General features: G+C 59.0%; 20 protein-coding genes, 4 tRNA genes, 1 rRNA gene and 1 pseudogene. 9 read left to right on the top strand and 17 right to left on the bottom strand.

Features of this window, described 5'->3' with window-relative positions; genetic code table 11:
- Positions 1–15: 15 nt before the first annotated feature.
- Both FS767_RS04035 and FS767_RS04040 read right to left on the bottom strand, forming a co-directional pair.
- Entirely contained in the window at positions 16–795 is a 780-nt protein-coding gene (locus tag FS767_RS04035; protein WP_144964279.1) for a CHAD domain-containing protein, read from the bottom strand.
- A gap of 14 nt (positions 796–809) precedes the next feature.
- Positions 810–1,088, bottom strand: a complete 279-nt coding sequence (locus tag FS767_RS04040) for a hypothetical protein (protein ID WP_023536014.1) — start codon at positions 1,086–1,088, stop codon at positions 810–812.
- Between the two features lie 164 nt (positions 1,089–1,252).
- On the opposite strand from FS767_RS04040, the gene FS767_RS04045 reads away from it, so the two are divergent.
- On the top strand, positions 1,253–2,293 hold the full coding sequence (locus tag FS767_RS04045) for a patatin-like phospholipase family protein (RefSeq protein ID WP_144964280.1): 1,041 nt from the start codon (positions 1,253–1,255) through the stop codon (positions 2,291–2,293).
- Positions 2,294–2,360: 67 nt separating this feature from the next.
- Here the strand turns inward: FS767_RS04045 and FS767_RS04050 are convergent, their stop codons facing one another.
- The 11 genes from FS767_RS04050 to FS767_RS04100 all read right to left on the bottom strand — a co-directional run bounded on the left by FS767_RS04050 (position 2,361) and on the right by FS767_RS04100 (position 12,139).
- A complete protein-coding gene (locus FS767_RS04050; protein ID WP_144964281.1) occupies positions 2,361–4,232 on the bottom strand; it encodes a SurA N-terminal domain-containing protein in 1,872 nt (623 codons plus the stop codon).
- A 183-nt stretch (positions 4,233–4,415) separates the two neighbouring features.
- A complete protein-coding gene (gene hupB, locus FS767_RS04055) occupies positions 4,416–4,688 on the bottom strand; it encodes a nucleoid-associated protein HU-beta (protein WP_058603781.1) in 273 nt (90 codons plus the stop codon).
- 150 nt (positions 4,689–4,838) lie between these two features.
- Entirely contained in the window at positions 4,839–7,235 is a 2,397-nt protein-coding gene (gene lon, locus FS767_RS04060; protein ID WP_144964282.1) for an endopeptidase La, read from the bottom strand.
- Positions 7,236–7,397: 162 nt separating this feature from the next.
- The gene (gene clpX, locus FS767_RS04065) at positions 7,398–8,681 is read right to left on the bottom strand and encodes an ATP-dependent Clp protease ATP-binding subunit ClpX (RefSeq protein ID WP_023536000.1); all 1,284 of its coding nucleotides are present in this window, start codon (positions 8,679–8,681) and stop codon (positions 7,398–7,400) included.
- Positions 8,682–8,789: 108 nt separating this feature from the next.
- Positions 8,790–9,431: an ATP-dependent Clp endopeptidase proteolytic subunit ClpP gene (gene clpP, locus FS767_RS04070; protein WP_023536171.1), complete on the bottom strand. Its 642-nt coding sequence runs from the start codon at positions 9,429–9,431 to the stop codon at positions 8,790–8,792.
- Between the two features lie 90 nt (positions 9,432–9,521).
- Positions 9,522–10,835, bottom strand: a complete 1,314-nt coding sequence (tig, locus tag FS767_RS04075; RefSeq protein WP_144964283.1) for a trigger factor — start codon at positions 10,833–10,835, stop codon at positions 9,522–9,524.
- A 246-nt stretch (positions 10,836–11,081) separates the two neighbouring features.
- On the bottom strand, positions 11,082–11,381 hold the full coding sequence (locus FS767_RS04080; protein ID WP_144964284.1) for a DUF6388 family protein: 300 nt from the start codon (positions 11,379–11,381) through the stop codon (positions 11,082–11,084).
- Between the two features lie 316 nt (positions 11,382–11,697).
- Positions 11,698–11,773 (bottom strand) — tRNA-His (locus FS767_RS04085).
- 36 nt (positions 11,774–11,809) lie between these two features.
- Positions 11,810–11,894, bottom strand: a tRNA-Leu gene (locus FS767_RS04090).
- Between the two features lie 51 nt (positions 11,895–11,945).
- A tRNA-His gene (locus FS767_RS04095) sits at positions 11,946–12,021 on the bottom strand.
- Positions 12,022–12,062: 41 nt separating this feature from the next.
- Positions 12,063–12,139: transfer RNA gene (locus FS767_RS04100), tRNA-Arg, on the bottom strand.
- A gap of 270 nt (positions 12,140–12,409) precedes the next feature.
- On the opposite strand from FS767_RS04100, the gene folD reads away from it, so the two are divergent.
- Positions 12,410–13,267, top strand: a complete 858-nt coding sequence (gene folD, locus FS767_RS04105; protein WP_027914581.1) for a bifunctional methylenetetrahydrofolate dehydrogenase/methenyltetrahydrofolate cyclohydrolase FolD — start codon at positions 12,410–12,412, stop codon at positions 13,265–13,267.
- Between the two features lie 26 nt (positions 13,268–13,293).
- Here the strand turns inward: folD and FS767_RS22805 are convergent, their stop codons facing one another.
- The gene (locus FS767_RS22805; protein WP_178102710.1) at positions 13,294–13,431 is read right to left on the bottom strand and encodes a hypothetical protein; all 138 of its coding nucleotides are present in this window, start codon (positions 13,429–13,431) and stop codon (positions 13,294–13,296) included.
- A gap of 443 nt (positions 13,432–13,874) precedes the next feature.
- Between FS767_RS22805 and FS767_RS04110 the strand changes: the two genes are divergently transcribed.
- Genes FS767_RS04110 through FS767_RS04120 form a run of 3 tightly spaced genes read left to right on the top strand, consistent with a single transcriptional unit; the run spans position 13,875 to position 16,618 of the window.
- A complete protein-coding gene (locus FS767_RS04110) occupies positions 13,875–15,185 on the top strand; it encodes a C4-dicarboxylate transporter DctA (RefSeq protein WP_058603776.1) in 1,311 nt (436 codons plus the stop codon).
- Between the two features lie 44 nt (positions 15,186–15,229).
- Entirely contained in the window at positions 15,230–15,934 is a 705-nt protein-coding gene (locus FS767_RS04115; RefSeq protein WP_058637419.1) for a FadR/GntR family transcriptional regulator, read from the top strand.
- 15 nt (positions 15,935–15,949) lie between these two features.
- Positions 15,950–16,618: a GntR family transcriptional regulator gene (locus FS767_RS04120; protein ID WP_144964285.1), complete on the top strand. Its 669-nt coding sequence runs from the start codon at positions 15,950–15,952 to the stop codon at positions 16,616–16,618.
- A 36-nt stretch (positions 16,619–16,654) separates the two neighbouring features.
- On the opposite strand, the gene FS767_RS04125 is transcribed toward FS767_RS04120, so the two are convergent.
- A complete protein-coding gene (locus FS767_RS04125; protein ID WP_144964286.1) occupies positions 16,655–17,083 on the bottom strand; it encodes a PACE efflux transporter in 429 nt (142 codons plus the stop codon).
- Between the two features lie 99 nt (positions 17,084–17,182).
- On the opposite strand from FS767_RS04125, the gene FS767_RS04130 reads away from it, so the two are divergent.
- The 4 genes and pseudogenes from FS767_RS04130 to FS767_RS04140 all read left to right on the top strand — a co-directional run bounded on the left by FS767_RS04130 (position 17,183) and on the right by FS767_RS04140 (position 21,017).
- The gene (locus FS767_RS04130; RefSeq protein WP_144964287.1) at positions 17,183–18,061 is read left to right on the top strand and encodes a LysR family transcriptional regulator; all 879 of its coding nucleotides are present in this window, start codon (positions 17,183–17,185) and stop codon (positions 18,059–18,061) included.
- Positions 18,062–18,201: 140 nt separating this feature from the next.
- Positions 18,202–19,233, top strand: a pseudogene (locus FS767_RS23380) (cache domain-containing protein); the annotation flags it as partial.
- Positions 19,234–19,347: 114 nt separating this feature from the next.
- Entirely contained in the window at positions 19,348–20,088 is a 741-nt protein-coding gene (locus FS767_RS23385; protein WP_371259668.1) for a methyl-accepting chemotaxis protein, read from the top strand.
- A gap of 143 nt (positions 20,089–20,231) precedes the next feature.
- Entirely contained in the window at positions 20,232–21,017 is a 786-nt protein-coding gene (locus tag FS767_RS04140) for a sulfite exporter TauE/SafE family protein (protein WP_144964291.1), read from the top strand.
- Here FS767_RS04140 and FS767_RS04145 read toward each other — a convergent pair.
- Both FS767_RS04145 and rrf read right to left on the bottom strand, forming a co-directional pair.
- Positions 20,999–21,553: a histidine phosphatase family protein gene (locus FS767_RS04145; protein WP_144964292.1), complete on the bottom strand. Its 555-nt coding sequence runs from the start codon at positions 21,551–21,553 to the stop codon at positions 20,999–21,001. The genes FS767_RS04140 and FS767_RS04145 overlap by 19 nt on opposite strands.
- Positions 21,554–21,779: 226 nt before the next feature.
- Positions 21,780–21,895: ribosomal RNA gene (gene rrf, locus FS767_RS04150) — 5S ribosomal RNA — on the bottom strand.
- Positions 21,896–22,085: the final 190 nt, after the last annotated feature.

The following is a 22,085-nucleotide window of genomic DNA, read 5'->3' on the forward strand; positions in this document are numbered from 1 at the left end:
CAGCCTTCATATCGGTCATTGTCCGGGCTTGTGGTGGGCCAACGCCTCACCCAACGCGTCCAGCGTGCTGTCCGACCGACGCTCGGCCTCTTCCAGTTCGTGTGCCCATCCGCTAACGCAGCCAGCCAGATCGGCATGCTGTTGCGCTTGCAGCAGCCATTGCAGACGGTCATGCCAATCCCCCAGATCGCCCTGTGCGCGTTTCAGGGTGCGCTGAAGCTTCTTCGAGGCGTGGCCAAACTGGGGGTAGGCTTCGTCTGCGTACCGCGCCCGTTTGATCAGCAACCGCAACCGGTGGCGATCGTGCTCGGGATCTTGCAAGGCCGCAGCCAGTTTGCGCCACTGTTTGCGCAGGCGTTTCTCGATATGCTTGTCCAACCCCTGAATCAGGCCATCGCGCTCTGCACCACGCACAAACCCGGGGAACGCATCAACCGTAGCCAGCAGCCGGGTCAGCTGCGGGCTGCGTGCGACGCTGGCATAAGATGGTCCTCGCCCTTGCAGACGCCTGCGGCCCGCTTGCTCGGCCCCCTGGGCAATGAGGGCGGCGCCCAGCACCTCGCCATCGCGCAGCGGCGTGGTGAGCGTTCCAAGAGCCTTGGCAGCACTTTCGAGTGGCTCCACACCCGGCAGCCCGCGTAGCGGTCGCACCAGGCTGCGCAGGCGGCGCACGCTGGTGCGCAGGTCGTGCAAGGCTTCACTGTCGGTGTCGACCGCCAGGCGTTCGCGGCACGCCAGGAGCTTGACGTGCAAGGTGATGATCTGGGCGATGAGGTGGTCAATCATGTCAGACACGTGGCAACCCTCGATCAACGGCCGGCACGGGACTCACGGATGTAGAAGCGTGCTTTTTCAGCCTTGCGCGTGCAGCTTTCGTAACCCTCGAATTGCTGTTGCGTCTTGGCGCCAGTGAGCAGCGACAGCGCCTTGGAGTAACTCACGGCCCCGGCAAAGCCTTCAGCCTTGGCCAGATCAAGCTCCTTCCAGGCGGCGTCCAGTTGTGTGGCACAGCTGTCACGGTACGCCGTCTTGCCAGCGCAACCGGCAAGGGTCAGGGCAATCAACGGCAGGCAGATCCAGGCTTTCATCGGTTAAACCTCTGAGGGAAAGAAACAATGCACGTTCGACGCCAACCCGTTGCAAAAGTGCCCGCTTGGCTTCGGCAAGGCTAGTGTTCGACAGGTTGCGCATTGATGCCGAGGGTGCGATGCGTGCATTGTAGGGTTTAAGTCGCGAATGCTGAGGGAAGTTGATGAACAAACGCGTGGCATTGGTGCTCGGATCAGGCGGGGCCAGAGGGTATGCGCACATCGGCGTAATCGAGGAACTCGAACGTCGCGGATACGAAATCGCCTGCATCGCCGGGTGCTCCATGGGAGCGGTCGTTGGCGGCATCTACGCTGCAGGCAAGCTTGAGCAATACAAGCGCTGGATCGAGAGCCTGGACTACCTGGATGTCCTGCGCCTGGTGGATGTGAGCTTCAGTCTGGGCGCCATCCGAGGCGACAAGGTCTTCGGCCAGATCCGCAAAATAGTAGGCGACATCGACATCGAGCAATTGCGCATTCCCTATACCGCCGTTGCCGCTGACCTGACCAACCAGCAGGAGATCTGGTTTCAGGAAGGCTGCCTGCACCAGGCCATGCGCGCCTCGGCTGCCATACCCAGTCTGTTCACGCCTGTCGTTCAGGGTAACCGCATGCTGGTCGACGGCGGCATCCTCAATCCGTTACCCATCGTGCCCGTGGTATCGAGCCATTGCGACCTGATCATTGCAGTCAACCTCAACGCGACCAACCAGAAGCACTATCAACTTCCGGTGATAGAGCGGCCTGCAGCCTTCAAGATGCGATTTGATGCACTGATCAACTCGCTTGGCTCGCACCTGCCATTTCGCCGCAAGCCCGCCGAAGAGTTGGTCCGTATCGAAAAAGGCATGACGCGCGACCGTTTTCCGCCTGTGAACCCTTGGCTGGCCGACTCGGCAGATCCACAGGCACAGCAGCCCACGGCTGCACCCGAAAGCGAAGGCGCGCCCAAGTCTGCCACCGGCTCGTTCATCATCGACAACGTAGGGCCCGCCTCGCTGCTGGACTTGATCAACCAGAGCTTCGAAGTCATGCAGACTTCACTGGCGCAGTACAAGATCGCCGGCTATCCGCCTGACGTACTGATCAACGTGCCCAAACGTGTGTGCCGCTTCTTCGAGTTCTACAAGGCACCGGAGCTGATCGCACTAGGGCGCGAGATTGCACGCGACACCTTGGACAATCATGAGGGTGTCAAACGCTAGCGGCGCCTTCGCTCAGGTAAAAAAACAGGCCGCTTGCGGCGGCCTGTCGGGTGTTTCCAAACGGCTTTTAGTAACGCGTGATTTCCGCGTTGGCCTCCAGCTGTTTGCGGTAGGCGGCGAAGTCCTGCTGGCCAGCACGAGACGCCAGGTAGCGGCGGATCTGCTGCTTCTCTTCATCCGTGGCCGCAGCACCGTCATTGACGCCCTTGAGTTGCAGCACGACCAGGCTGCCATCACGCAGCACGACGCTGCCATAGACGGGTTTGTCCTTGGCTTGCGGCTTGCCGAGACGGAACAATGCCTGCAGCTCGACAGGGTCGATACCATCCTGACCACGCGAGACGGCTTCATAGGGCTTCCAGCCCTGGCCTTCCTGAACGCTCGCAGGGGCGATGGAGCCATCCCGCAGACCCGCGATCAGCTTGTCCGCCTTGGTCTTGAGGGCAGCGGTGGCTTTCTCCTTGGCCAGGTGCTCGCGAATGTTCTTGGCAACCGTTTCCAGTGGCAGCTGCGCAGGCTTGCGGTGTTCCTTGACGCGCAGTACCACCGTCGTCTCAGGATCAAGCTCGATGGCGGTGCTATTGGCACCCTCTTCCAGCACTTCCTCCGAGAACGCTGCCTGCACTACGGAGCGGTTAGCAGTGATGCCGTCGCCGCCTTCGCGACCGAACGGAGCGGACGTTTGAACCTTGAGGTTCAAGTCCTGGGCCGGCTGTACCAGGTCAGAGGCCTCGTAAGCGGCGTCCTGCAACTGCTTGCTGGCGTCCACATAGCGCTGCTCGACCAGTGGCGTCTTGAGGTCGCGGGTCAGCTTGTCTTTCAGGCTAGCGAAGCTCGGCACCTCGGGCGCCTCGACGCCAAGCAGCTTGATGATGTGATAGCCGTATTCGGTACGAACCGGAGCTGAGACCTGACCGTCGCGCAGCTGATACAGCGCCTGTTCGAACGCCGGATCGTACACACCAGGGCCGGCAAAGCCGAGGTCACCGCCGTTATTGGCCGAACCTGGATCCTGGGAAAATTCCTTCGCCAACGCGGCAAAATCTTCACCCTTGGCCAGGCGCTGTTCGATTTCGTCAGCACGCGCTTTGGCCTGGGCATCGGTCGTCTTGTCGTTGACCTCGATGAGGATATGCGCCGCGCGGCGCTGTTCGGCAAGGTTGGCGATCTCCTTCTCGTACTGAGCCTTGAGCGCCTCGTCAGTGACCTTGGCTTGGTCGAAGAAGGACGATTTCTTGAGCTCTACGTAGTCGATGACGACTTGGTCGGGCGACATGAACTCCTTGGCATGGGCGTCATAGTGCTGCTTGACCTCTTCGTCGCTGACCTTGATCGCAGCCGGGTCGGCCTTGAAGGTCAAGGACGCGAAATCGCGGGTTTGCTTTTCAAGGCGTGCGAAAGCGTCGACTTGCTGATCGGTTACGAAGCTACTGCCGGCGATTCCGGCACGTAACTGCCCGATGAGCATTTCCTCACCGAGCATCTCGCGAAACTGCATACGCCCATAGCCCATCTGGCGGATGACCTGATCGAAACGGTCGCTGTTGAACTTGCCGTCAACCTGGAATTCCGGCGTTTGCAGCATGACCTGATCCAGCGCAGCATCGGAAAACGCGAACTTGGCGTCTTTGGCACCCTCGAGCAACAGCTTGCGGCTGATCAGCCCCTTGAGGGCCTCTTCACGCAGCAGCTTGTCGTCAAGCAGCGCAGGATCGAAGTCCTTACCCAGCTGTTGCACCAATTGGCGGCGCTGCATGTCGGCCGCCTGGCTCAACTCGTTCTGGCTGATCGTTTCGCCGTTGACCTTGGCAGCATCCTGACTGTGGCTGGCGGCTTGGAAAATGGCTTCGAACCCGGTCAATGCCATCAGCACGACAATGAGACCGATGATGGTTTTGGCAATCCAACCTTGTGAATTGTCCCTGATATTTTGCAGCATGCGTCCCCCAGAGACGGCTGTACCACTGCGTCGACAACCGCGGAGCGTGGGTAGAGTCCTGATAAAAGAAAGGCGCATCCGAGGATGCGCCTTTTCTTAGCATACGAATCAGGCGGTAACGTTTGCGTCCCGCCTTCAGCGTGCTCGGACCTGGCCAGGCCGGGTCCGGCTGAAAGAGACGACTTAGTTGACGGCGTCTTTCAGGCCTTTACCTGCCTTGAAACCTGGCACCTTGGCGGCAGCGATCTTGATCGCCTTACCGGTCTGCGGGTTGCGGCCGGTACGCTCAGCACGATCCTTGACAGTGAAGGTGCCGAAGCCGACCAGAACGACATCGTCGCCTTGCTTCAGGGCGCCGGTGACGGATTCGATCACTGCGTCCAGCGCTTTGCCAGCGGTGGCTTTCGAAATGTCAGCTTGTGCGGCGATAGCGTCAATCAGTTCCGACTTGTTCACTCGTAAGTCCCCTTGTGCTCTATTGAGTATGTTTCTAAGTATGTAAAGAAAGCGTGTGAAAACGGTGCTGGGTGGCCTGATGACAATAACGTGCCGCTTTATAGCAAGGCGCCGAAAATACTGTCAAGAAAGCCCCCCAGGCTAAAACTGCTAGTGCGTGCTAATTCTTTCCTTTGCATCAGTGTCGCGCTTATCGTCCTTCGCGACAATGTCGGAAGCCACATCTGGCAAGGGCTCCGGGGCGTATTGCAGCGCAATTTGCAGGACTTCGTCAATCCATTTGACCGGTTTGATCTGCAGATCCTGTTTAATATTTTCTGGAATTTCCTTGAGGTCGCGTACGTTCTCCTCAGGAATGATCACCGTCTTGATGCCGCCCCGGTGAGCGGCCAGCAGTTTTTCCTTGAGCCCGCCAATGGCCAGAACCTGGCCACGCAACGTGATTTCGCCTGTCATCGCCACATCCGCACGCACGGGTATTTGAGTCAGGGCCGACACCAGCGCGGTGCACATGCCGATACCTGCACTCGGGCCATCCTTGGGGGTGGCGCCTTCGGGCATATGAATGTGAACGTCGTGCTTTTCATGGAAGTCGGCTGCGATCCCCAGGCTGCGGGCGCGGCTACGCACCACTGTCTGCGCAGCCGTAATCGACTCGACCATGACGTCACCGAGCGAGCCGGTTTTGATCAACTGACCTTTGCCAGGAATGACCACGGACTCGATGGTGAGCAACTCGCCCCCCACTTGCGTCCACGCCAGACCCGTCACCTGGCCGATCTGGTCCTGCTGCTCGGCAAGGCCGTAGCGGAACTTGCGCACGCCCAGCAGGTGTTCGAGCTGCTCGCCGGTGACCTTGACCTTGACCTGCTTCTGTCCTGCGTGTTCCTTGACGACCTTACGGCAGACCTTGGCAATCTGACGTTCAAGACCGCGCACACCCGCCTCGCGCGTGTAGTAACGAATGATGTCGCGGATGGCCGAGACATCGATCTCCAGCTCTTCTTTTTTCAGGCCGTTTGCCTTGACCTGCTTGGGCACCAGGTATTTGACTGCGATGTTGATTTTTTCATCTTCGGTGTAACCCGGCAGACGAATGATCTCCATCCGGTCCAGCAATGCTGGCGGGATATTCATCGAGTTGGAGGTGCACAGGAACATCACGTCCGACAGGTCGTAATCGACCTCCAGGTAGTGATCGTTGAAGTTGTGGTTCTGCTCGGGGTCCAGCACCTCCAGCAGTGCCGAGGCCGGGTCGCCGCGCATGTCGCTGCCCATTTTGTCGATTTCATCGAGCAGGAACAGCGGGTTACGCACGCCCACTTTGGTCATCTTCTGAATCAGCCGCCCGGGCATGGAGCCGATGTAGGTCCGGCGATGGCCACGGATTTCAGCTTCATCCCGTACCCCGCCCAAGGCCATGCGCACGAATTTGCGGTTGGTCGCAGCGGCGATGGATTCGGCCAGGGACGTCTTGCCCACGCCAGGTGGACCAACCAGGCACAGCACCGGACCACGGATTTTCTTGACGCGCTTTTGCACGGCAAGGTACTCGAGAATACGGTCCTTGACCTCTTCCAGACCATAGTGGTCTGCATCGAGAATGTCTTCGGCCTTGGCAAGGTCCAGGCGCACTTTGCTCTGCGCTTTCCAAGGCACCTGAACCAGCCAGTCCAGGTAGGACCGCACCACGGTGGCCTCAGCCGACATCGGCGACATCTGCTTGAGCTTGTTCAGCTCTGCCTGGGCCTTGGTCATGGCGTCCTTGGGCAGGCCAGCGGCTTCGATACGCTTTTTCAGCTCCTCGAGCTCGTTGTGACCCTCATCACCATCGCCAAGCTCTTTCTGAATGGCCTTCATCTGCTCATTCAGGTAGTACTCGCGTTGGCTGCGCTCCATCTGCTTTTTCACCCGGCCGCGGATGCGCTTTTCGACCTGCAGCAGGTCGATCTCGGCATCGAGCAATGCCAGGACATGCTCGACCCGCGTTGGCAGGTCGACGATTTCCAGAATTTCCTGTTTCTGCTCGATCTTCAGGGCCATGTGGGCAGCCATGGTGTCGACCAGGCGCCCGGGCTCATCGATGCTATTGAGCGAGGACATCACTTCGGCAGGCACTTTCTTGCCCAGTTGCACGTACTGCTCGAACTGCGAAAGCAGTGTGCGCACGAAGACTTCCGATTCGCGCTCGACAGCCTCGGTCTCGTCGATCAGAGACACTTCAGCGCGCACATGGCCGTGGACTTCACTGAAGCGCTCGACAGTGCCCCGCTGCTCGCCTTCGACCAGCACTTTGACGGTACCGTCAGGCAGTTTCAGCAGCTGGAGCACGGTGGCTACGGTACCAACGCGGTATAGCGCGTCTTCGCCCGGATCGTCATCAGCCGGGTTTTTCTGGGCGAGCAGGAGAATCTGCTTTTCGCCCGTCATCGCGGCTTCGAGGGCCTCGATGGATTTCTCACGCCCCACAAACAGCGGGATGACCATGTGCGGGTAAACAACGACGTCGCGCAATGGCAAAAGAGGCAAGTCGAGGGTGGTCTTCATGATTTCGCCTCTACAGCGGCCTTAGTGGCCGGAAACCGTGGAATTGATGTTTGGACCTAATGTGGGGGTACACCCGCGAAATTACAAGCGCTGGCGCAGGAAAAGCAAAAAGGGGGCCCAAGGCCCCCTCTGTGCTACGCGGTCAGGCGACCTGCCCCATAATCAGGCGTCAGGTGCAGCCTTGGCTTGCGGCTCGCTGTTCTCGTAGATCATCAGCGGCTGCGAGGTACCCTCGATGACGCTTTCATCGATCACCACCTTGCTGACTTCCTTCGCGGAAGGAATCTCGTACATGGTGTCGAGCAGCACCCCTTCCAGGATGGAACGCAGGCCACGGGCGCCAGTCTTGCGCTCCAAAGCTTTGCGAGCAACGGCCTTGAGCGCATCGCTGCGGAACTCGAGGTCGACGCTTTCCATCTCGAACAGCTTGGCATACTGCTTGGTCAGCGCGTTCTTGGGTTCGGTCAAGATCTGGATAAGCGCTGCTTCGTCCAGCTCATCAAGCGTTGCCAATACGGGCAAGCGCCCCACGAACTCGGGGATCAGGCCAAACTTGACCAAATCGTCAGGCTCGACCTCACGCAGAGATTCGCCGACTTTCTTGCCCTCCTCCTTGCTGCGCACTTCAGCACCAAAGCCCATACCACCTTTGGTGGAGCGGTTCTGAATGACCTTTTCAAGGCCGGAGAACGCACCACCGCAGATGAACAGGATGTTGCGGGTATCAACCTGCAAGAATTCCTGTTGCGGGTGCTTGCGACCGCCCTGTGGAGGTACGGAGGCAACGGTGCCCTCGATGAGCTTGAGCAAGGCTTGCTGCACACCTTCACCCGAAACATCACGGGTGATGGACGGGTTATCCGACTTGCGCGAAATCTTGTCGATTTCGTCGATGTAGACAATACCCATCTGGGCCTTTTCCACATCGTAGTCGCACTTCTGCAGCAGTTTCTGAATGATGTTCTCGACGTCCTCACCCACATAACCAGCTTCGGTCAGGGTGGTGGCGTCCGCGATTGTGAACGGTACGTTCAACAAGCGCGCCAGGGTTTCGGCGAGCAAGGTCTTACCCGAGCCCGTCGGGCCGATGAGCAGGATGTTGCTCTTGCCCAGCTCGACATCGTCACCCTTCTTGTCACGCTGGTTCAAGCGCTTGTAGTGGTTGTAAACCGCCACGGCAAGCACCTTTTTCGCGCGTTCCTGACCAATGACGTACTGGTCGAGGATACCGCTGATTTCTTTCGGCGAAGGCAATTTGTGCGCGCTGCTTTCGGCCTGAGCTTCCTGCACCTCCTCGCGGATGATGTCATTGCACAGGTCGACGCACTCGTCGCAGATAAATACCGAGGGCCCGGCAATCAGTTTGCGCACTTCGTGCTGGCTTTTGCCGCAGAAGGAGCAATAAAGCAATTTGCCGCTGTCCTCGCCGTTACGGGTGTCAGTCATTCGATCGATCCAATCCGGTAGGCTTGCAACACAAGATGAAGGCAATTGCGGGCTTTTTCAAGTCCGCAGGCAGGCGCATCATGCGCCTACCTGCCCTGGCCTCCCGCTTCAGGAAGCCAGTTGCCGCTTGTCGTATACCGAGTCGATCAGGCCGTACTCGGCTGCGCGCGAGGCGCTCATGAAGTTGTCACGCTCGGTGTCGCGCTTGATGGTCTCCAGATCCTGACCGGTGTGGTAGGCCAGAAGCTCGTTCAGGCGCGCCTTGATGTTCAGGATTTCCTGGGCATGGATTTCGATATCGGTAGCCTGGCCCTGGAACCCGCCCAAGGGCTGGTGAATCATCACGCGCGAGTTCGGCAGGCAGTGACGCTTGCCCTTGGCACCGGCGGCGAGCAGGAACGCACCCATGCTGCAGGCCTGGCCGATGCAGATGGTCGATACGTCCGGCTTGATGAACTGCATGGTGTCGTAGATCGACATGCCGGCGGTTACGGACCCACCCGGCGAGTTGATGTACAGATGGATATCCTTGTCCGGGTTTTCCGCCTCAAGGAACAGCATCTGTGCGACGACGAGATTGGCCATGTAGTCTTCGACCGGGCCAACCAGGAAGATCACGCGCTCCTTCAGGAGGCGCGAGTAGATGTCGTAGGCGCGTTCGCCACGGGCGGACTGCTCGATAACCATAGGGACCAGGCCGCCTGCAGCCTGGATGTCAGAGCTCTGCTGAATAAAAGAATTGCGGGACATGTCCTGCGCTCACTCCCAAATAGTCATGGCTTGAATACACACAAGCCAGCGCGAAGGCTGGCTTGTGGGGGCTTCCTGCGAAAAGACCGCTTACTCGGCTTCGTCAGGTGCCTGAGCTGGCTTGACGGCCTCTTCATACGAGACCGACTTGTCAGTCACAGTCGCTTTCTGCAGAACAGTATCCACAACTTGTTCTTCAAGCACAACCGAACGCACTTCGTTCATCTGCTGGTCGTTCTTGTAGTACCAGGCGATGACTTGCTCAGGCTCCTGGTAGGCCGAAGCCATCTCCTCGATCATCTCGCGAACCTTGGCATCGTCTGGCTTGAGGTCGTACTGCTTGACCACTTCTGCCACGATCAGGCCCAGCGCAACACGGCGCTTGGCTTGCTCTTCGAACAGCTCGGCCGGCAGTTGCTCAGGCTTGATGTTGCCACCGAACTGCTGAACAGCCTGCACGCGCAGACGATTGACTTCGTTTTCCAGCAAAGCCTTTGGCGCTTCGATCGGATTGGCAGCCAGCAGACCGTCCATGACCTGGTTCTTGACCTTGGTCTTGATGGCCTGGCGCAGCTCACGCTCCATGTTCTTGCGAACTTCGGCGCGGAAGCCTTCCAGGGTCGATTCCTTGATACCGAACTGGGCGAAGAACGCTTCGTTCAGCTCAGGCAGCACAGGGGCCGACACGCTGTTGACGGTAATGGTGAACTCGGCGGCCTTGCCGGCCAGGTCCAGGTTCTGGTAGTCCTCTGGGAAGGTCACGTTGACGACGCGCTCTTCGCCAGCCTTGGCGCCGACCAGGCCGTCTTCGAAGCCTGGGATCATGCGGCCGGAGCCCAGTACCAACTGGGTACCTTTGGCCGAGCCACCGGCGAACGTTTCACCGTCAACCTTGCCAACGAAGTCGATGTTGAGCTGATCATCGGTTTGCGCGGCGCGCTCGACGGCTTCGAAGCGCGTGTTCTGCTTGCGCAGCACTTCCAGCATTTTGTCCAGATCGGAATCGGCGACTTCGGCGCTCAGGCGCTCGACGTTGATCGACTCAAGGCCGGCAACGGTGAACTCCGGGAATACTTCGAAGACCGCGACGAATTCCAGGTCCTTGCCTTTTTCGAACGACTTGGGTTCTACGGACGGCGCGCCGGCAGGGTTGAGTTTTTGCTCGACAATGGCTTCGTAGAAGGAAGCCTGAACCAGATCACCGAAGGCTTCCTGGCGGGCATCGGCCTCGAAGCGCTGACGGATCACGCTCATGGGCACCTTGCCGGGGCGGAAGCCGGCAACCTTGGCGCGCTTGGCAGTCTGCTGCAGACGCTTGTTGACTTCGTTCTCGACGCGCTCAGCCGGAACGGCGATGGTCATGCGGCGCTCGAGAGCGGAAGTGTTTTCAACAGAAACTTGCATGGATATTCCTCGTTGCACAGACGTTAGCCGGCGTTAGCCCGACTCCAGAATCAAGGGCAAGCATTCTAGTGAGTCGCGCAGCAGAAGTCACCCCACTCGGGACGACCTGAAACAACGCCGGTCGATTAACTTTCAAGGGCCGCACGGCGAACCGCGCGACCTGATTCCAAGAAGCCTGGCCAGACATTGCAACGATCACTTGCCGCAACATCTTGCTCAACAAATACACCTTGAACTGCACGCCCCTTATTCGGGCTCTATCTCGTTGAACTCGCAGTACTCCTCCCAGGACAACCCCAGCGCATCGGCCACCTCCCGGTGGGTCTCAAGGCGCATGACCCGCAATTGCTCCGGGGTTTCGGCGATCAGCTCAAGTGCGAGCTCCCAGGGCTGGATACCTTGCTGTTCAGCGGCATCCTCGAACGCCCACTGAATTTGCTGCGCCTGCTCACGGGCATCCAGCGCGCGGATCTCTTCGAGCAAGTGAGGGTTCGCTTCGGCGAAACGCTGCAGCGCGGCAGCCTGGCGGGCTTCTTTTGCGATCATTGGCTATGTCCTGGTACTTCCCGCTTCACCGGGTTTCAACCGGCTGAAATCTATCAGCTTTTATTGGGACGAAACCAGCGGATTGCAAGGGCGACCTGCAATAAATACTGGCTCCACGCTTCAGGTCAGCGGCTCGCGTGACAGGCATGGCCAGCAGCGCTGCCGAGCCGGCGCCTGGGGAGCGCGAGTCGAGCGCATGGATCGCCCGCGCTGACCACCACAGGATCGGCCGCGTCGTGCACCCATTGAGGATCGGGGCGCACCAAAAAACAAAAGGCGCCCGATCTCGCGATCAAGGCGCCTTTCGTATTAAAGATGGGGTGGACGATGGGAATCGAACCCACGACAACTGGAATCACAATCCAGCGCTCTACCAACTGAGCTACGCCCACCATATTGCGGTGTAACGGTACTGCCTTACTGAAGCATGGTGCGGACGAAGAGACTCGAACTCTTACAGCTTGCGCCGCTGGAACCTAAATCCAGTGTGTCTACCAATTTCACCACGTCCGCGTAACGCTTAAAACAAAGGCGCCAGTTACCGCGCGGCGCCTTCGAAGAATATGGGGTGGACGATGGGAATCGAACCCACGACAACTGGAATCACAATCCAGCGCTCTACCAACTGAGCTACGCCCACCATAACGCGTTCAAACACCTTGCTTGCCAAAGCTGCCTAAGTGGCGCACCCGGCAGGACTCGAACCTGCGACCATCCGCTTAGAAGGCGGATGCTCTATCCAGCTGAGCTACGGGCGCTTAAGCTTGAAGCCTAACCGAACAAGGCACTGACAGCTCACTGCCAAACGACTCATTCTGCCCGACTTCGCCAACCAGTGCTAGGCTGTGCCCGACAAGTGCGGCGAATCTTATAGCCGACCCCTGGGGTCGTCAACAACTTTCTAAAAAAAATTTAAATTATTGAAGGGGTTAGGGCATTTGCCCGACCGCCCGCCTTTGCCCTCCGGCCATGTCGTGCGAGAATACGCGTTCTTTATTGTTTTCCTTCCGATGGTTAATCACGCGTCTATGACTGCACAACTAATCGATGGCAAGGCGATTGCCGCCAAGCTGCGCCAGCAAATCGCTCAACGTGTCGCGCAGCGGCGCCAGGAGGGCCTGCGCACGCCGGGCCTGGCAGTGATTCTGGTAGGCACCGACCCTGCCTCCCAGGTCTACGTCTCGCACAAGCGCAAGGATTGCGAAGAAGTAGGCTTCCTGTCGCAGGCCTTCGACCTGCCCAGCCACACCACGCAAGAAGCGCTTACTGAACTGATCGATCGCCTCAATGATGACCCGTCCATTGACGGCATCCTGCTCCAACTGCCGCTGCCTGCGCACCTCGACGCGTCGTTGCTGCTCGAGCGCATCCGCCCGGACAAGGATGTGGACGGCTTCCATCCCTACAACGTAGGTCGCCTTGCACAGCGCATCCCGCTGCTGCGCCCCTGCACACCCAAGGGCATCATGACCCTGCTCGAGAGTACCGGGCAGGACCTGTACGGCATGAATGCCGTGATCGTCGGGGCCTCGAACATCGTTGGCCGGCCAATGGCGCTGGAGTTGTTGCTCAGCGGCTGTACGATCACCGTGTGCCATCGCTTCACCCAGGACCTGGCAGGGCATGTCGGACGCGCGGACCTGGTGGTCGTTGCCGCCGGCAAGCCTGGGTTGGTCAAGGGTGAATGGATCAAGGAAGGTGCCATCGTCATCGACGTCGGTATCAACCGTCAGGAGGATGGCAAGCTAGTGGGCGATGTCGTCTACGAAACCGCCCTTCCCCGTGCTGGCTGGATCACTCCGGTGCCGGGCGGCGTGGGGCCGATGACCCGCGCCTGCCTGTTGGAAAACACCTTGTATGCGGCCGAAACGCTTCACGGCGATTGAGGCAGGCGAGCATGGCGGCCCTGCCGTCATTGCTTGAGCGACGGGCGGTTATCTACCGCCCCATCCTCATTCAGGCGAATTCGATTATTGGCCAGCCTGCCCGCCCTGCCGCTGCGTTTAGTCACCGCTAATCGCGCACCTCTGATATCGAACGCCAGACTCATCTCGGCTCCTCCTGCCAACGCGTGACAATTCGCAGTGCATGGGTCAGCTAACAATCCATTGCCCCATTGGGTTTCCAGTAAATACAGATGCGCTAAACCCGCGGGGCTGCGCAAGCCTCATGCCCCCCTGTGGCCTGGTTCTAAAACTCTTTGGCGTTGAATGCCGCGCACCATGGCAAGCTTATTGCTGCCTGTAGCATGTTGCCTGAGCGCTAGGCGCTCTGATGGGTGAGCTGACACTTACTGCACTCCAACAGAGCATCGAGCGTTTGCATGCACTATGACTGGTCAGACCGGTAAGGCCAAAAAAGCTTGCACTGCGCTGAAAATAGGCGTTTTATGGTCAAGCGCTGAACAAACCGGTAAGACCACAATAATTAAGTCCTGCGCTCATTCGCCCCGTGCGGCCAACGAAGCAAGGACACCGACCTGAGATCACTCCCATGCTCAAATGGTGCTCGCGTTCGATCTTCCTTCAAGTCGTGCTGGGCCTGGCCCTTGGCGTTGCCTGCGGCCTGAGTTTCCCCGACCTTTCCTTGCAGCTCAAACCCCTCGGCGATGGCTTCATCAAGCTGATCAAGATGCTGATCGGCCTGATCGTCTTTTGCGTAGTGGTCAGCGGCATTTCCGGTGCCGGTGACCTGAAGAAGGTCGGTCGCATCGGCCTCAAGTCGGTCATCTATTTCGAAGTGCTTACTACGCTGGCTCTGGTCATCGGCCTGGTGTTCGCGTTCACCAGTGGTATCGGTAGCGGCGCCAACATCCACCTCGACCAGTTGTCCGGCGCTGATGCCAACAGCCTGGCCGAGCGTGGTCAGCATATCCATGGCGCCACAGCGTTCTTCATGGACCTGATCCCCACCTCGGTGGTAGGTGCCTTTGCTGACAACAACATCCTGCAGGTACTGTTGTTCTCGGTACTGTTCGGCAGCGCGCTCAACCTGGTGGGCGATTCGGCTGCGGGCATTTCGCGGCTGATCAACGAGCTCAGCCATGTGATCTTCCGCATCATGGGCATGATCGTGCGTCTGGCGCCCATTGGCGTGTTCGGCGCCATCGCCTTCACGACCAGCAAGTACGGCCTGGAGTCGCTCCAGCATCTGGGCGGCCTGGTGGCGTTGTTCTACCTCACGTGCGCAGGGTTCGTGCTGATCGTGCTGGGTACCGTCATGCGTTTGTCGGGGCTGAAATTGCTGCCCCTGATCAAGTATTTGCGCGAAGAGCTCACCATCGTCCTGGGTACGGCTTCTTCCGATGCCGTGCTGCCGCAGATCATGCGCAAGCTCGAACACCTGGGCATCGGCAGTTCAACGGTCGGGCTGGTGATTCCAACTGGCTATTCCTTTAACCTTGACGGTTTCTCCATCTACCTGACCTTGGCCATCGTCTTCATCGCCAATGCCACCGGTACGCCCCTGGCGATGACAGACCTGCTGACGATCTTGCTGGTTTCACTGGTAACGTCCAAGGGCGCGCATGGGATTCCCGGCTCGGCGCTGGTGATTCTTGCCGCGACACTGACTGCAGTCCCTGCGATCCCGGTGGTGGGCCTGGTACTGGTACTGGCTGTGGATTGGTTCATGGGCATCGGACGCGCGTTGACCAACCTGATCGGCAATTGCGTTGCCACCGTGGCCATCGCCCGCTGGGAAAAAGACATCGACCTGGAGCGCGCTCAGAACGTGCTCGACGGCAAGCCTGGCTTTGCGCACAACCCGCGTAAGCAGCCTGCAGCCCACCAACAGGAATTCTGAAAGAAAAGGGCCGGCTCGCATGCCGGCCCCTGAAGGAGCGAAACGTGATCAGCTCATCAACCGTCGTCAACGCTGTGGTGGAAAAGCTGCGTCAAGCCCTCGCCCGTGGCCAATGGCGCAGTGGCGACATGCTCCCTGGCCAGCGAGAATTGGCCGAACAATTGGGCATCAGCCGCCCGAGCCTGCGTGAGGCGGTCATCGTGCTCGAGACCCTTGGGCTGGTGCGCGCTTTGCCAGGCAAAGGTGTGCTGGTGCTGGATGCCGATACAGCTACCTCGGCTTCGGCGCCCACTGCCAGTGCACAGGCCAGCCTCGCCGATGTGCTTGAACTGCGCTATACCCTTGAACCCTTCATCGTCGGACTGGTGGCCCAGTCGGCCAACAGCCAGGACATCGGTCAGTTACGGTTGACCTTGATGGACATGCGTGAAGCCCTTGAGGCCGATGACAGCGAAGCAGGCATGAACGCTTACATTGCATTCCATCAGGCGCTATTTGCCCTGACCACCAACCCCATTTTCCAGAGCGTCGTGCAGCAAACGGGCATTGCCCTGAAGCAAAGCGCCGACATGCTGCGCAATTCACCCGAGCACCTGGCTGCCCGTCTCAAGGAAAACGAAGCCGTGGTGCGGGCGATTCGTGAGCGCAATAGCACACAGGCCAGCACGCAGATGCGGCAACACATTCTCGCCGAGGGTTTGCGCATGGGCATTGCGCTCAATGTGCCGGACGAACATCGGCACCCATAATCCAGGAGAGCAATCATGAAGGGTGCACATCACCTGCCCGACCTGCTTGCAGCCGGTGAGACCCGGCTTTGCGCCGAACAGATCTACCCACGGTTGTTCGATGCCATTCTGGAGCAACGCCTGCCGCCTGGCACTTTGCTGCCAGAGCAAGCGCTGGGCCAGGCATTCGGCGTGAGCCGTACGGTCATCCGCCGAGTGCTAGGCCGCTTGAGCGACCAGCAGGTAGTGGTACAACGCCCAAGCCATACGGCTCATCTGGTTGCGCCCGATCCCAATCAGGCGCGCCAGGTACTGAGCGCACGCCGGCTTGCCGAAACCACGCTGATAACCCTGGCCGTCGAGCGCGCCCGTCCCGGGCAACTCAAGCAGCTGCGCCAATTGGTCGAGCGTGAACGCGTGCATCATGAAAAGGGCGAACGCTGCGCCGCTATACGTCTGGGTGGTGAGTTTCATCTGAAACTGGCCCAGGTGGCTGACAATGCTCCTTTGTCGCGCTTTCTCAATGGGTTGGTGCCCATGACGTCCCTTATCATTGCGCGCTACGAGTCACCGTGCTGCGACCATTGCGCCTGGCAAGAACATGCAGCGCTGATCGAGGCGCTCGAGCGAGGCGATGCACAGTCCGCCCACGCCCTGATGAACGAGCACCTTGACCGGCTTGAAGCCAAGCTTCGACTGGACTGAGCCAGGTGATTTCAGAGACCTGCTGACAGCGGCGCTTTAAGTGGCTGCCATTGCCGAACTGGGCAGGCCGAACATTTTGTCGAAAGCCCAGTTGTAGGCAAAGGTGTAGCAAGGCACCAGCACGATGAATGCCATGTCCACCAGCAGCGCATCGAGCAGGCTCATGTCCAACCACCACGCGATCAGCGGGATCAGGTAGATCACGAGGGTCAGCTGAAACCCTACTGCGTGCACTACGCGCCGAGCCACGCTGCGCCCTCGTGTGGCTTGCCGGCTTTCCCAATATTCAAACAGCGTGTTGTAGACCAGGTTCCAGATCATGGCGATGGTGGTGATCATCACCGCGAGCGGTCCCGTGTGAGAAGCCTGGGTGTCGGACAGGTAGGCCAGACCCAAGGTGGACATGCACAGGCCGATCAACTCGTAAAACGTCACATAAATCAGTTTGCGCTTTAAACCCTGCACTGCATCGACCTCATCTAAATGGCTTGGGCCGGGTATAGTGCGTCATTGCATCTGACAGCAAAAGTCAGCAGCTTTCAGTCTGACTGACAGGAGAAGCGTGTGTCATTCACCAGTGAAACTATCCAGGTTTTTCTCACCGTGCTGGACAAAGGCTCATTCTCTGCCGCCGCGCGCAGCCTGCAGCGCGTGCCCTCGGCGGTCAGCATGGCAATCGGCAACCTGGAGGCCGAGCTGGGCTACAGCCTGTTCCAGCGCGGAGCTCGCGATGTTCGACCCACAGCCCAAGCCCTTGCGCTTGAGCCCCATGCGCGGCTGATTGCCGAGCAGTTGGGTTTGCTGCAAGTGCATGCCGTAGAGCTCTCCGAGGGCCTGGAAAGCAACCTGACCCTAGCGGTGGTGCCGGACGTCGATCAGCAGCTGCTAATAGCGGCCATTGCCGAGCTCGGCAAACGTTATCCATTGCTTGAAGTCGCGATACTGAGTGCGCCGCAAGAACAAGCGCTGGATTTGCTGGACAGCGGTCGGGCCGACCTGTGCGTGGCATTTGCAGGTCTTCACGTTGACCCGCAGCGCGGGTTTCAGCTGATTGGCGTCGAGTCTCTGGTGGCGACCCTTGCTCCCCATCACCCGGCCGCACGGCCGGGTGCAATCCAGAACCTCGAAGACCTTACAGGCGTGCGGCAGATCCTGGTACGCAGCCGCGACCTGCCGTTGACCGACCCGCGCATGGTCATTGGTGCCACGCATTGGACGACCGACAGCTTCGACCTCGCCTTGCAGATGGTCGAGGCAGGCCTGGGCTGGGGTGATCTGCCGCTGTCCAGGGTCGCGCCGCTGTTGGACGCAGGCCGCCTGAAACGTTTGGCCTTCCAGAACACGCGCAACGAGCTGCAACTCCCGGTGCATGTGTTCTGGCGCAAGCAGCAACCGCTGCTCAAGGCTGCCAGGATGCTGGTCGAGCGGCTGGCCTTGAGGTGATCGCCGCTTGTCGAAAGCTGTGAGAAATTTCCGTAAGCGTATCAACCTTTTACCCGTCACGCCGATACCCCTTTCGACAGGGCTGACAGCTCACCACACCCGCGCTGTACCCTCCCGTTAATGGCTCAAGGTCTCGAAACATGAACCTGAAATTTCGCCACAAGATTCTGCTCAGCGCCAGCGGCGTAGTGGTATTGGCATTCGCCTTGTTCACGCTGTACAACGATTACCTGCAACGCAATACGATCCGGCAGAACATCGAGGCATCGGTGGAACAATCCGGCGCATTGACCGCCAGCAGCGTGCAGAACTGGATGAGCGGGCGCATTCTCGTGCTGGAAAACCTGGCGCAAGATATTGCCCAGCTCGGAACGGGGGACACCCTCGCTGGCCTGGTGGATCAGCCTTCCTATACGCGCAACTTCCTCTTCACCTACATGGGCCAGGCCAACGGGGTATTCACGCAGCGCCCGGATGCGCAAATGCCTGCAGACTATGATCCACGCAAACGCCCTTGGTACAGCGCAGCTGCCAACGCCGGCCAGACCTTGCTGACGCCGCCCTATCAAGCGGCTGTGGGTGGTTTGGTAGTGACGGTAGCCATCCCGGTCAAAAGCCGATCCAACGGCGAGCTGCTGGGTGTAGTGGGCGGCGACGTCAGCCTCGATACGCTGGTCGAAATCATCAACAGTGTCGACTTTGGCGGCATAGGCCACGCCTTCCTCGCCGACAGCGATGGCCAGGTGATCGTCAGTCCTGACAAAGACCAGGTCATGAAAAACCTCAAGGACATCTACCCTGGCACCAACCTGCGCGTTGCACCGGGTATGCAGGACGTCGTGCTCAATGGCCAGGAACGCTTGATCTCATTTGCGCCAGTAGCCGGCCTGCCCTCGGCCAAGTGGTACATCGGTCTTTCGATCGACAAGGACAAGGCTTATGCAGCCCTGAGCCAGTTCCGTACTTCGGCGCTGATCGCCATGCTCATCGCGGTCGCCGCCATCGCAGGCCTGCTTGGCTTGCTGATTCCTGTACTGATGCGCCCCCTGACCACCATGGGACGCGCCATGCGTGACATCGCCGAAGGCGAAGGTGACCTGACCCGCCGCCTGGCGGTGCAGCATCAGGATGAGTTCGGTGAGTTGGCTACCTCTTTCAACCGCTTCGTTGAACGTATCCATGCCTCCATCAGCGAGGTGTCCTCGGCCACACGGCTGGTCCACGACCTGTCTGAAAAAGTCGTCAGCGCTTCCAATGCCTCCATCAACGGTTCTGAAGAACAAAGCATGCGCACCAACAGCGTGGCGGCAGCGATCAATGAACTGGGTGCCGCGACCCAGGAAATCGCGCGTAACGCAGCCGATGCATCCCAGCATGCGAGCGGCGCCAGTGAGCAGGCCCACGATGGACGTGCCGTGGTGGAGGAAGCGATCAGCGCCATGACCTCGCTGTCGCAGCGCATCAGCGAATCTTGTGCACAAATCGAAACCCTGAACGCCAGCACCGACGAAATTGGCAAGATTCTGGATGTGATCAAGGGCATTTCTCAGCAAACCAACTTGTTGGCCTTGAACGCGGCCATCGAAGCCGCTCGCGCTGGCGAGGCCGGCCGTGGCTTTGCCGTTGTGGCTGATGAAGTGCGAAATCTTGCCCACCGTACGCAGGAGTCAGCCGAGGAAATCCATCGAATGATTACCGGCCTGCAGGTAGGCTCACGCGAGGCGGTGCATACGATGAATACCAGCCAGGTTTCCAGTGAGCAAACGGTCCAGGTAGCCAACCAGGCTGGTGAACGCCTTGCCAGCGTGACTCAGCGCATCGGCGAAATCGACGGCATGAACCAGTCGGTGGCCACCGCCACCGAAGAGCAGACTGCCGTGGTGGAAAGCCTCAACCTGGATATCACCCAGATCAATGCGTTGAACCAGCAGGGTGTGGAGAATCTCAACGAAACGCTGCGCCATTGTGATCAATTGGCCCAGCAAGCCGGCCGGTTGAAGCAGCTGGTGGGCAGTTTCCGGATCTGATTGTTTAGCGTCGTATGGGGGCAGTGCCATGATGCGGGCTGCCCCCAGTTATAACCTAATAACGAACAAGTCTATTTGGCTATAAAAAAATCTATATGCTGGCTGCATCCGATAACGGGCAAAGCTGGGCAGTCGAGTAGCGTATGGATGTAGGTTCTTTCGGTTTTACCATTGCAGGATTGGTCGTAGGGTTCATCGTTGGCATGACGGGTGTAGGCGGTGGCTCGCTGATGACGCCAATCCTGCTGTGGTTCGGGATCAACCCAGCAACGGCAGTGGGTACCGACCTGCTTTATGCGGCGATCACCAAGGCCAGCGGCGTATGGGTACATGCGCGTAACAAGAACATCGATTGGAAGATCACGGGGCTCCTCAGCCTGGGCAGCGTTCCCGCGGCTGCACTGACGCTGTGGTTCCTCAGTACGCTGCACACCGACACCACGGCCGTAAACGCGATCATCAAGCAGGGCTTGGCCGTTGTATTGATCCTCACAGCCTTGGCTATCTTGTTCAAATCGCGTTTGCAGGCCTTCGCTAGCCGCCACGCCGGTGACCATTACCATCTGAGCGATCGTAGCCTTAATACCCTGACTGTCCTGACCGGCGTCGTATTGGGTGTCATGGTAACGCTCACCTCCATCGGCGCTGGCGCACTGGGTACCGTCGCCCTCTTCCTGCTCTACCCTTTCCTGATTACACGTCGCCTGGTTGGCACCGAGATAGCCCACGCCGTCCCGCTCACATTGGTGGCTGGGCTGGGTCATGCGGGCATGGGTAACATGGACTGGTCATTGCTCGGCTACCTGCTGCTGGGCTCATTGCCGGGTATTTACCTGGGTAGCCACCTGACCGGGCGCATATCGGACCGGGTGCTGCGCCCGTGCTTGGCCACGATGCTGCTATTGATTGGCTATAAGCTGGCGTTCTGAGGGCAGTTGATCCTCAACCGCCACTGTCCGCTGAAGCTCAATTCGATGCGGGACAATGGCAGGACATCGATGCGTTGGGCTGCCACCATTGGGCAGCCCAGCACCTGTACCAATACTGCACGCATGACCATTGGGTGAGTGACAGCGAACCATTCACCCGGCAGCTCAAAATCCTTCAGCCAAACGCTCAGACGATGGCAGAGCGCTTGAAAAGACTCCCCTCCATGCACCTCGCTCGCGGGGTTCTCCAGCCAGTCGGCCAAGGCCGACGGCTGCTCGGCTTGTACGCGCTTTAAGGCCAGCCCTCGCCATCGCCCCATATCGCAATCCGCCAATCCTGACGCAATCGTGGCATCGCCCAAGGCCAGGGCGGTTTGCTGAGCGCGCTGTTCCGGCGCTGTCAGGATCTGAACTTTACCGTGCGGTACGCTGCGGTGGGGTACGGACAGCAGTGGCTCTTCCGGCACAGGGAAATACCCTCGCTTTTGGGCCAGGGTTAGTCCATGGCAGATCAGAGTCAGGCGAGTGGCTTTCACCTTTTGGGCCTCGGTCGTAGGAATGAAGAGGTGAATGAGGAGGAGGATTGTCCTTATGCCCTATCGAGAAGCGGCATAGCGTACACGAGGTGACTCATTAGCCTCACGCAATCATGCTGTCAAACCGTCTGAGCAAGGGCGGAAGAGCACGCAATGTGAAGATTTTTGCACAGCCCAAAGACAAAACCCCTACCTGCATGCGCAGATAGGGGTTTTGCGAAATGAATCTTGACGATGACCTACTCTCACATGGGGAAACCCCACACTACCATCGGCGATGCATCGTTTCACTACTGAGTTCGGGATGGGATCAGGTGGTTCCAATGCTCTATGGTCGTCAAGAAATTCTGTAGCCAGAATGTCCTGTTGGACAGCCCAGCGAATTCGGATATGTGATGTTTGTGATGCGTTGCGAACTTTCGGTTCATGTCATCTTCACCACCGCAATCTGCAGAAGCAAATTGCTTGGGTGTTATATGGTCAAGCCTCACGGGCAATTAGTATTGGTTAGCTCAACGCCTCACAGCGCTTA

Source organism: Pseudomonas sp. DE0010, from assembly GCF_007680745.1.
Classification (GTDB): Bacteria; Pseudomonadota; Gammaproteobacteria; order Pseudomonadales; family Pseudomonadaceae; genus Aquipseudomonas; species Aquipseudomonas parafulva_B.

Coding starts and splice junctions, on each gene's coding strand:
- FS767_RS23385 (WP_371259668.1), top strand. CDS start 19,348: ATGCGCACCAACAGCGTGGCGGCAGCGATCAATGAACTGGGTGCCGCG.
- FS767_RS22805 (WP_178102710.1), bottom strand. CDS start 13,431: ATGAGTCTGGCGTTCGATATCAGAGGTGCGCGATTAGCGGTGACTAAA.
- clpX (WP_023536000.1), bottom strand. CDS start 8,681: ATGACTGACACCCGTAACGGCGAGGACAGCGGCAAATTGCTTTATTGC.
- lon (WP_144964282.1), bottom strand. CDS start 7,235: ATGAAGACCACCCTCGACTTGCCTCTTTTGCCATTGCGCGACGTCGTT.
- FS767_RS04045 (WP_144964280.1), top strand. CDS start 1,253: ATGAACAAACGCGTGGCATTGGTGCTCGGATCAGGCGGGGCCAGAGGG.
- FS767_RS04040 (WP_023536014.1), bottom strand. CDS start 1,088: ATGAAAGCCTGGATCTGCCTGCCGTTGATTGCCCTGACCCTTGCCGGT.
- FS767_RS04140 (WP_144964291.1), top strand. CDS start 20,232: ATGGATGTAGGTTCTTTCGGTTTTACCATTGCAGGATTGGTCGTAGGG.
- FS767_RS04050 (WP_144964281.1), bottom strand. CDS start 4,232: ATGCTGCAAAATATCAGGGACAATTCACAAGGTTGGATTGCCAAAACC.
- FS767_RS04120 (WP_144964285.1), top strand. CDS start 15,950: ATGAAGGGTGCACATCACCTGCCCGACCTGCTTGCAGCCGGTGAGACC.
- clpP (WP_023536171.1), bottom strand. CDS start 9,431: ATGTCCCGCAATTCTTTTATTCAGCAGAGCTCTGACATCCAGGCTGCA.
- folD (WP_027914581.1), top strand. CDS start 12,410: ATGACTGCACAACTAATCGATGGCAAGGCGATTGCCGCCAAGCTGCGC.
- FS767_RS04080 (WP_144964284.1), bottom strand. CDS start 11,381: ATGATCGCAAAAGAAGCCCGCCAGGCTGCCGCGCTGCAGCGTTTCGCC.
- tig (WP_144964283.1), bottom strand. CDS start 10,835: ATGCAAGTTTCTGTTGAAAACACTTCCGCTCTCGAGCGCCGCATGACC.
- FS767_RS04110 (WP_058603776.1), top strand. CDS start 13,875: ATGCTCAAATGGTGCTCGCGTTCGATCTTCCTTCAAGTCGTGCTGGGC.